This window comes from Haloferax sp. ATCC BAA-644 (assembly GCF_000336975.1).
Taxonomy (GTDB): domain Archaea; phylum Halobacteriota; class Halobacteria; order Halobacteriales; family Haloferacaceae; genus Haloferax; species Haloferax volcanii.
This window is the reverse complement of sequence record NZ_AOLF01000019.1, coordinates 24,820-32,865: the sequence shown is the minus strand read 5'-3', so window position 1 is coordinate 32,865 and position 8,046 is coordinate 24,820. Positions and strand designations below refer to the sequence as shown.

Below are 8,046 nucleotides of genomic sequence, written 5' to 3'. Positions count from 1 at the left end.
TACCGGGTCGGCCCGTGGCGACGCCGGCGCGTCAAACCGCGTTCATAGCGGTACAGAACAGTCAGTGCCGTCCCGAGCGCTCCGTTCGGGAACGTTGATATATAGATATTTGGATTATATATACTATATCGATTAAATTTATACTCAGTCGACCGAGTGTGTCTGACAGACAGGCATGACGGACGAACTCAGGTCAGCAGTTCGCGGGAGGCTGGACGCGGTCGACGCGCGGGCGAGCGAGGTCGTGCGCTCATCGACGGGGGAGAACATGATTTCGCGGCTCGGGACCGCGGACTGGTTGAGTCTGGGCGCGCTCTTCTGGGCGTGGGTCGGCGCGATACTGTTCGTGTCGGGCGAGCCGAACTGGGCCATCGTGGCCGTCCTCGCCGGCTTCGCCTTCGACAAGGCCGACGGCTACTACGCCCGCAAGACCGGGACCGCCTCGGCGTTCGGCCGACAGATAGACTCGTTTATCGACATCTTCGCGTACCTCGTGTCGGCGGCGCTCCTGTACCACGTCGCGCTCGCGCCCAACCCGGTCGTGAGCGCCGTCGTCGGCTTCGTCGTCCTCACCTTCGGCGGTCTGCGACTCATCCGCCACAACAGCGAGGGGTTCGGCGACGACTCGGGAACGTCGTACTACCACGGGACGACGGTCGTCCACACGCACCTCGTCGTGCTGGCGAACTACTTCCTCCTCCAGTTCGTCCCGCTGTGGAACGGCTGGGTCGCGGGCGCGACCATCGTGGCGGTCTGCCCGCTCATGACCTCCGACTACAAGGCGTACAAAACCGACGCGGGGCACGTCCTCGTCGGCGTCGCCGGCGTCCTGACGGTCGTCGGCTGCCTCGCGCTCGAATTCGGCGTGGTATGAGCGGGCGGGCGCAGGGCTCGCGGGGGCCGCAGACGCTCGCGGTGGACCTCCACGTCCACACCGACGCCTCCTACGACTGCGAGATGTCGGTCGAAGCGGTGTTGGCCCGCGCGGCGGCGGTCGGCCTCGACGCGGTCGCCGTCACCGACCACGACTCGGTCGGGTCGCTCCCGCGGGCGTTCGACATCGCCCACAAGTACGGCGTCCGGGTCGTCCCCGGCGTCGAGGTCTCGACGGCCGACGGCCACCTCCTCGCGCTCGGCGTCGACGACCCGCCGGCGACGAGGCGACCGCTCTCGGAGACCGCACGAGGGGTCCGCGAGGCGGGCGGACTCGCGGTCGTGCCGCACCCGTTTCAGACGTTCCGACACGGCGCGTCCCGGCGGGCGATTCGGGACGTTGACGCCATCGAGGCGTACAACGCCCACACGCTCACCGGATTCAGAAACGGACAGGCGCGGCGCTACGCCCGCCGGCAGGGACTCCCGGGCACGGGCGGGAGCGATGCGCACCGGCCCGCGCTGGTCGGACAGGCGTACACGGCCGTCTCGGTCGAGGCGGACGGCGGCGTCACGACGGACGCCATCTTGGACGGGATTCGCGCCGGGCGAACCGTCGCTCGCGGGACGCGGACGACCGCCCGCCAGTACCTGCGGAAGTACGCGCTGAACGCCCGGCTCAAGACCGCCTCGTTCCTGTGACCGGTCGCCTGTTCGACTCGACCGACGCGCGGAACGCGGCGCTCGTCAGAGTCGGGGGCGTCGCGGTCGCCTTCGCGGTCGGCGCGGTCGGCGTGGCCGCGTTCGCCCCGCGCCTCGCTGACCCGGCGTGGGTCCGCTCGGCCGTCGAATCGACCGGGGCGTTCGCCCCGCTGGTGTTCGTCGGTATCCAGACGCTTCAGGTGATTCTCGCGCCGATTCCCGGCCAAGCGCTCGCCGCCGTCGGCGGCTATCTGTTCGGGACGGTCGCCGGCACGGCGTACAGCATGGTCGGCGTCGTCGCCGGAAGCGCCGTCGTCTTCCTGCTCGCCCGGCGCTTCGGCCGGCCCGCGGTCGAGCGTCTCGTCGCCGACGACGCCCTCGCGCGGTTCGACGGCTTCGCCGACCGCCGGGGCATCGCCGGGCTGTTCGTCCTGTTTCTCCTGCCCGCGTTCCCGGACGACGCGCTCTGTGCCCTCGCCGGGCTCTCGCCGCTTCGACTGCGGACGCTCGTCGTCCTCGTCGCCGTCGGTCGCCTGCCGACGTTCGCGCTCGCCGCGGCCGCCGGGCAGAACGCGGGCGCGGCGAACTACGAGGCGGTGGCGCTCCTCGTCGGAATCGGCGTCGTCGCCTCGGCGGTCGTCTACCGCTACCGCGACGAGTTGGCGGCGAGGGTCGGCTGAGAGAACGCGCGGGTCGCGGTTAGCGAAGCAGTCGGTGAATCCCGTAGATACCCACCGCGCACGCGACCGGCGGGACGAGGCCGTAGAGCGCGGGCAGGTCGTAGAGCAGTCGAACGACGGGGACGAGCGCCGAGACGGTCACGGGGCCCACGGTGAACGGCTCGGCCGGCGTCTGAAGCTCCGCGGGAACCGATGCGAGAAGCCCCACGTACACCGACAGCATGAACACGAAGCCCGCGAGCGCGAGGCTCAGGTCGTACCGCGGTTTCGACCCGGCGCGGCGGTGTCGGCGGGCGACGAACAGTATCGGGGCGACGAGCGGCGCGACCACGAACAGTCCCACGAGGACGTAGAACGACCGCGAGAGGGTGAGCGACCCACCGGGGACGCCGGCGGTCGCGCCGATGAGCACCACGAGTCCGAAGACGACGAACAACGAGACGACACCCGTCGCGAGGGCACCGACGAGTACGTAGCACTTGAACAGCCACGACTCGCTGTGCCGGAAGGCGTACGGGAACGCGCCGATGACGCCGCCGTAGTCGTCTGCCATCGGTCGCCCTTGGGAGCGGCCGCGATTAAAGCGACCGGTGTCGTTTTGACGCCGGGCGACGCGGCATCCTGTATGCAGGTAGACCTCGGGAACGTCCTCGACACGGCGTCGGCCCACGGCGTCTCGCGCGAGGCGCTCGACCGACTCGACGGCCGCGTCGCGGCCGCCCACGACCGCATCGAACGGGGCCGCGAGGCCGGCGAACACGGCTACGAATCGCTGAACCTTCCGAACAGCACCGACCCCGCGGCGATTCGCGACGCGGTGAGCCGGTTCGACGATCCCTCTGCGGTCGTCACGGTCGGCATCGGCGGGAGCGCCCTCGGCGCGGCCACCCTCACCGACGCCCTCGAAAGCGACGTGGACGCCTACTACCTCGACAACGTCGACCCCGAGGCCGTCGAACGCCTCCTCGACTCGCTTGACCTCTCGTCGACCGTCGTCAACGTCGTCTCGCGGTCCGGCACGACCGCCGAGACGCTGGCGAACTTCCTCGTCGTGCGGGAGGCCATGGCCGACGCGGGCGTGGACTGGGCTGACCGGACGTTCGTCACGACCGGCGAGGAGGGCAACCTCCGCGACCTCGCCGACAAACACGACCTCCCGTCGCTCCCCGTCCCGGACGGCGTTCCCGGCCGCTTTTCGGTGCTCTCGACGGTCGGCCTCGCCGCCGCCGCCCTCTGCGGCCACGACATCGAGGCGGTGCTGGAGGGCGCGGCCGCACAGGAAGCGCGCCTGTCTGACTCGCTTTTCGACTCGCCGGCGTACGCCTACGGCGCGGTGTCCTACGCGCTCGCCGAGCGCGGCATGCAGCAGAACGCGATGATGCCCTACGCGGAATCGCTCGAAACGTTCTCCGAGTGGTTCGCCCAGCTGTGGGCCGAGTCGCTCGGGAAGGACGGTCTCGGCCAGACGCCCCTGCGGGCGCTCGGCGCGACCGACCAGCACTCCCAACTCCAGCTGTACCGCGCCGGCCCGCGGGACAAGCTCGTGACCCTCGTCCGCGCCACGGAGCGCGAGGACGTGTCCATCCCCGAAACCGACCTCGACGGCCTCGCGTACCTCGGCGGCTCGTCGCTCGGTGACCTGCTCGACGCCGAGTTCGAGGCGACCGAGGCGAGCCTCGCCGCCGCCGGCCGCCCGAGCGTCCGCATCGAACTCGACCGCGTCGACGAGTACGGGCTGGGCGAACTGCTCTACGCGATGGAGGCCGCCTGCGTCCTCTACGGCGAACTCGCCAGCGTGGACACGTTCGTCCAGCCGGCGGTCGAGTGGGGCAAACGCGCCGCCCGCGGCCTGCTCGGCGGCGGCGACTTCGAGGAGGCCGACGCGGTCGCCGACAAAGAAGAACTGGTCGTCGAGTAGTCGGAGCGAGCGGCGCACGGCGACCACGGCCGAGAATCGGCTTTTGCGACGACTACCGAACAACCAACCAGCGACGACTACCGAACAGTCCACGGGGCGGGACTGAAAGGGGCCGCGGTCGAGGGCGAACCCCGGACCGGCGAGGACCGCAGGCCGGAGGCCGAGGACCGCGTCGGTCCGCGGGAGTCGTCGACCGCGGGGGCTTTCGAGGTGTCGTCGGTACTGCACCCCGTTCCGACGGCAGACGAATCACCACCGCAGAAAACCGATATCCGACCCGAATCGATTATCCGACCCCATTCCGAAGGGGGGGACAATGGCACACGACACCGCCCGCTCGTCTGCGAGCCTCGCAGACCACCTCCAGGCGTACGGTGGCATCATCATCGTCGTCGCCCTCTCGCTCCTCGTCGGCGCGACGTTCGGCTCGCTCGCCGGCGGCCTCGCTCGCGGCGCGGTGCCGGGCGACACCGCGCTCGTCGGCGAGATACAGACCGCCGCGCAGTTCGTCGGCTTCGGCGTCGTCGGCGCGGGCTACCTCTCTATGCGCGACGACTGGGAGTTGATTCGGTTCGAGCGACCGACCGCGCGCGACGGCCTGTGGATTGCGGGCGGGTTCGTCGCCGTGATGGGCGTCTACCTCGGCGCGTCGGCGCTGATGTCCGCGCTCGGCATCCAGAGCGGCGACAGCGTCATCGCCCAGCAGGGCCGCGAGAACCCGGTGTACTTCCTGTATCTCACGGTCATCACCATCGTCCTCGTCGGCCCGGCGGAGGAGCTCATCTTCCGGGGCATCGCCTTCGGCGAACTCCGGCGGCTGTGGGGGCCCGCGCCCGCGGTCGTCCTGTCGAGTCTGGTGTTCGCGTCGATTCACCTCTGGTCGTTCTCCGGCGAGGGGCTGTACGTCTCGTTGGGGATGGTGCTCGTCCTCGGGAGCGTCCTCGCGGTCGTCTACGAGCGAAGCGGGAACCTGCTCGTCGTCGCGCTGGTCCACGGACTGTACAACGCGGTCCAGTTCCTCGTGAGCTACGCGCAGGCGACCGGCATGGTCTGAAAAATCGAAATCGAACCGCGGGCGGCGACCGGCTTACGCCGGGTTCTTCCGCGACAGCTCCATCCCGCAGATGGGACAGCGCTCTTTGTCCTCGTCGAACTCGCGGCCGCAGCCCTGACACTGGAACTTCCAGGTTCGCTGTTCCGCGATGCCGTCTTGGGCGACGACTTCGACGCCGACGTTGAGCCGTTCGGCGACGTTCTGCATCGCGTAGTCGTCGGTGACGAGCGTCGCGTCGAGTTCGAACGCGGCGGCGATGAGACGCGTGTCGGTCTCCGAGAGCACGTCGCGGTCGCCGGTCTCGCCCGCGGCGCGGAGCACCTTGTCCACGGTTCCCTGTCCGGGGATGTGGACGTACATGCCCGCGCCTTCGAGGGCGTCGAAGCGGAAGGCGTGCTCGCCGGTGAGTTCTTCTTTGACGAGGGGAATCGAGGCCGTCTCGTCGTCGGTGTGGTACTCGTGGATGAACGCAGACGCGTCGAGAATCCGCATTGAGAATCTATCCTGAATCTACCGTTGGACGACGATGTAATCCTTGACCGCCTGCACGCGATTCACCGGGACTCGGAACCGTCCGTGGTCGTCCTGGTCGAACGAGACGCGTCCGGGGGAGATTTGCTCGTTCGGCTGGACGAGCAGGTCGTGCAGCTCGCCCGATTTCATATCCATCGTGATGTTGTACAGCATCCCGAGCTCCGTCCCGTCCGAGCCCATAACGGCCTTTCCGGAGAGGTTCTCGGCGAGTATGTCGGCCATACACACCCCTTCCTCGTCGGTTCACATAAACGGTACGGGCACGTCTGACGAGAGGCCGACGGACACCCCGCGTCCGCCGATGGGCCGCGAGAACACTCGACGCGGCAAATCGTGGGACTCGTGCGCACGGCCGTGACGATGGACTTAACTTGAGTCACCGACTCGATTCCGGTAAGAGCTTTCTCCGGGGCGATTCTTCATGTCCGACACTGATTCGACGTCACAATCCGATACGCTTCGCACACCCATCGTGGCCGTCCTCGGCCACGTGGACCACGGGAAGACGAGTCTTCTCGACAAGATTCGCGGCTCCGCCGTCAGCGAGGGTGAGGCCGGTGCTATCACCCAGCACATCGGCGCGACCGCGGTCCCCTTAGACACCGTCTCGCAGATGGCCGGCAGCCTGGTCAAACCCGAGGACTTCGACCTCCCGGGGCTGTTGTTCATCGACACGCCGGGGCACCACTCCTTCAGCACCCTCCGCTCGCGCGGCGGGGCGCTGGCCGACATCGCCATCCTCGTGGTCGACGTGAACGACAGCTTCCAGCCGCAGACCGAGGAGGCCATCGACATCCTCAAGCGGACGGGGACGCCGTTCATCGTGGCCGCGAACAAGATAGACACCACGCCGGGCTGGAACCCCCAAGAGGGGGCCCCCATCCAGAAGACCTACGAGGAGCAGTCACAGCGCGCGCGCTCGAAACTCGACGAGAAGCTGTACGAGATTATCGGCGAACTCTCCGACCGCGGCTTCTCCTCGGACTTCTACTGGCGCGTCCAGAACTTCCAGTCCAACATCGGCGTCGTTCCCGTCTCCGCGCTCACCGGCGAGGGGATTCCGGACCTGCTGGGCGTCCTGATGGGCCTCTCGCAGCGCTACATGAAAGACGAGATGGCCATCGACGTGGCCGGTCCCGGCTCCGGGACGGTCCTCGAAGTCAAGGAGGAACGCGGCTTCGGCGCGACCCTCGACGTGGTCCTCTACGACGGGACGATTCGCGCGGGCGACACCGTCGTCGTCGGCGGCGCGAACGACCCCATCGTCACCGAGGTCCGCGCGCTCCTCCAGCCCCGACCGAACGCCGAGATTCGCACCGAAAAGCGGTTCGACAAGGTCGACGAGGTCGGTGCCGCGGCCGGTGTGAAAATCGCCGCCCCCGACCTCGAAGACGCGATGGCCGGCGCGCCGGTCCGCGTCGTCGGCGACCGCGACCTCGACGAGGTCGTCCGCGAGGTCGAAGCCGAACTCGCCGACATCGAAGTCACCACGGAAGAGGAGGGCGTCGTCGTCAAGGCCGACACGCTCGGCAGTCTCGAAGCGATGGCGAACGCGCTACAGGAGGCCGAAGTCCCCATCCTCCGCGCCGAGGTCGGAGACGTGGCCCCCCGCGACGTGGCCGTCGCCTCGACCGCCCGCGAACCCGAACACAAAGTCATCCTCGGCTTCAACGTGGACGTGCTCTCGAACGCCGAGGCCGAACTCGACAAGAACGACGTGAAACTGTTCGAAGACGACGTAATCTATCAGCTCGTCGAGGAGTACGAAGAGCACGTCGAGGAGATGAAGCGCGCCCAACAGGAGACGATTCTCGACAAAATCGTCCGCCCGTGTCGGTTCCGCATCCTCGAAGACCACGTCTTCCGGCAGAACAACCCCGCCGTCGTCGGCGTCGAAGTCATGTCCGGGACCATCAAGAACAACATGAACGTCGTGAAGTGGGAAGACGGCGAGCCCAACCGCGTCGGCCAGCTTTCGGGCATCCAGGAGAACGGCGAGGACGTGTCGAGCGCCCGCGCCGGCTCGCGCGTCAGCGTCGCCATCGACGGCCCGACGGTCGGCCGCCAGATAGCGGAGGGCGACGAACTCTGGATTGAACTCCCCGAGAAGCACGCGAAGATTCTCGAACAGGAACTCCGCGACGACATCCCCACCGACGAACTGGAGGCGCTGTCCGGCTACCTCGAAAAACACCGCCGACGCGACCCCTTCTGGGGGAAGTAGGCGACTCACCGACTCCCGATTGTTCCGTTGGTTCACCGCACCCGTGAGCCGCACGCCCCTC

General features: G+C 68.2%; 9 protein-coding genes. 6 read left to right on the top strand and 3 right to left on the bottom strand.

From position 1 onward, the window contains the following. The first annotated feature begins 175 nt into the window (after window positions 1-175). From C458_RS08820 to C458_RS08810, 3 genes are read left to right on the top strand one after another with little or no spacing between them, the layout of a single operon-like run. Window positions 176-874 carry a CDP-alcohol phosphatidyltransferase family protein gene (locus C458_RS08820; RefSeq protein WP_008575002.1) on the top strand — a complete coding sequence of 233 codons (699 nt, stop codon included), beginning with the start codon at window positions 176-178 and terminating at the stop codon, window positions 872-874. Next, window positions 871-1,575, top strand: coding sequence for a PHP domain-containing protein (locus C458_RS08815; protein ID WP_008575000.1), 705 nt, complete (start codon window positions 871-873; stop codon window positions 1,573-1,575). The genes C458_RS08820 and C458_RS08815 overlap by 4 nt, the downstream gene beginning before the upstream one ends. Further along, window positions 1,572-2,255, top strand: a complete 684-nt coding sequence (locus C458_RS08810) for a TVP38/TMEM64 family protein (RefSeq protein WP_008574998.1) — start codon at window positions 1,572-1,574, stop codon at window positions 2,253-2,255. Before C458_RS08815 ends, C458_RS08810 begins: the two co-directional genes overlap by 4 nt. A 19-nt stretch (window positions 2,256-2,274) precedes the next feature. Here C458_RS08810 and C458_RS08805 read toward each other — a convergent pair whose 3' ends face one another. Next, entirely contained in the window at window positions 2,275-2,808 is a 534-nt protein-coding gene (locus C458_RS08805; RefSeq protein ID WP_008574997.1) for a hypothetical protein, read from the bottom strand. Window positions 2,809-2,880: 72 nt separating this feature from the next. Here C458_RS08805 and C458_RS08800 point away from each other — a divergent pair, with 72 nt between their 5' ends. Continuing rightward, window positions 2,881-4,173: a hypothetical protein gene (locus tag C458_RS08800; protein ID WP_008574996.1), complete on the top strand. Its 1,293-nt coding sequence runs from the start codon at window positions 2,881-2,883 to the stop codon at window positions 4,171-4,173. A 316-nt stretch (window positions 4,174-4,489) separates the two neighbouring features. Beyond that, a complete protein-coding gene (locus C458_RS08795; protein ID WP_008574995.1) occupies window positions 4,490-5,227 on the top strand; it encodes a CPBP family intramembrane glutamic endopeptidase in 738 nt (245 codons plus the stop codon). A 33-nt stretch (window positions 5,228-5,260) separates the two neighbouring features. Here the strand turns inward: C458_RS08795 and C458_RS08790 are convergent, their stop codons facing one another. After that, complete coding sequence (locus C458_RS08790; RefSeq protein ID WP_008574994.1) at window positions 5,261-5,719, bottom strand: NOB1 family endonuclease; 459 nt, start codon at window positions 5,717-5,719, stop codon at window positions 5,261-5,263. 18 nt (window positions 5,720-5,737) lie between these two features. Further along, window positions 5,738-5,983 carry a PRC-barrel domain-containing protein gene (locus tag C458_RS08785; RefSeq protein ID WP_004041843.1) on the bottom strand — a complete coding sequence of 82 codons (246 nt, stop codon included), beginning with the start codon at window positions 5,981-5,983 and terminating at the stop codon, window positions 5,738-5,740. A gap of 199 nt (window positions 5,984-6,182) precedes the next feature. On the opposite strand from C458_RS08785, the gene infB reads away from it, so the two are divergent. Then, window positions 6,183-7,985 carry a translation initiation factor IF-2 gene (gene infB, locus C458_RS08780; RefSeq protein ID WP_049896683.1) on the top strand — a complete coding sequence of 601 codons (1,803 nt, stop codon included), beginning with the start codon at window positions 6,183-6,185 and terminating at the stop codon, window positions 7,983-7,985. The last annotated feature ends 61 nt before the right edge of the window (window positions 7,986-8,046 follow it).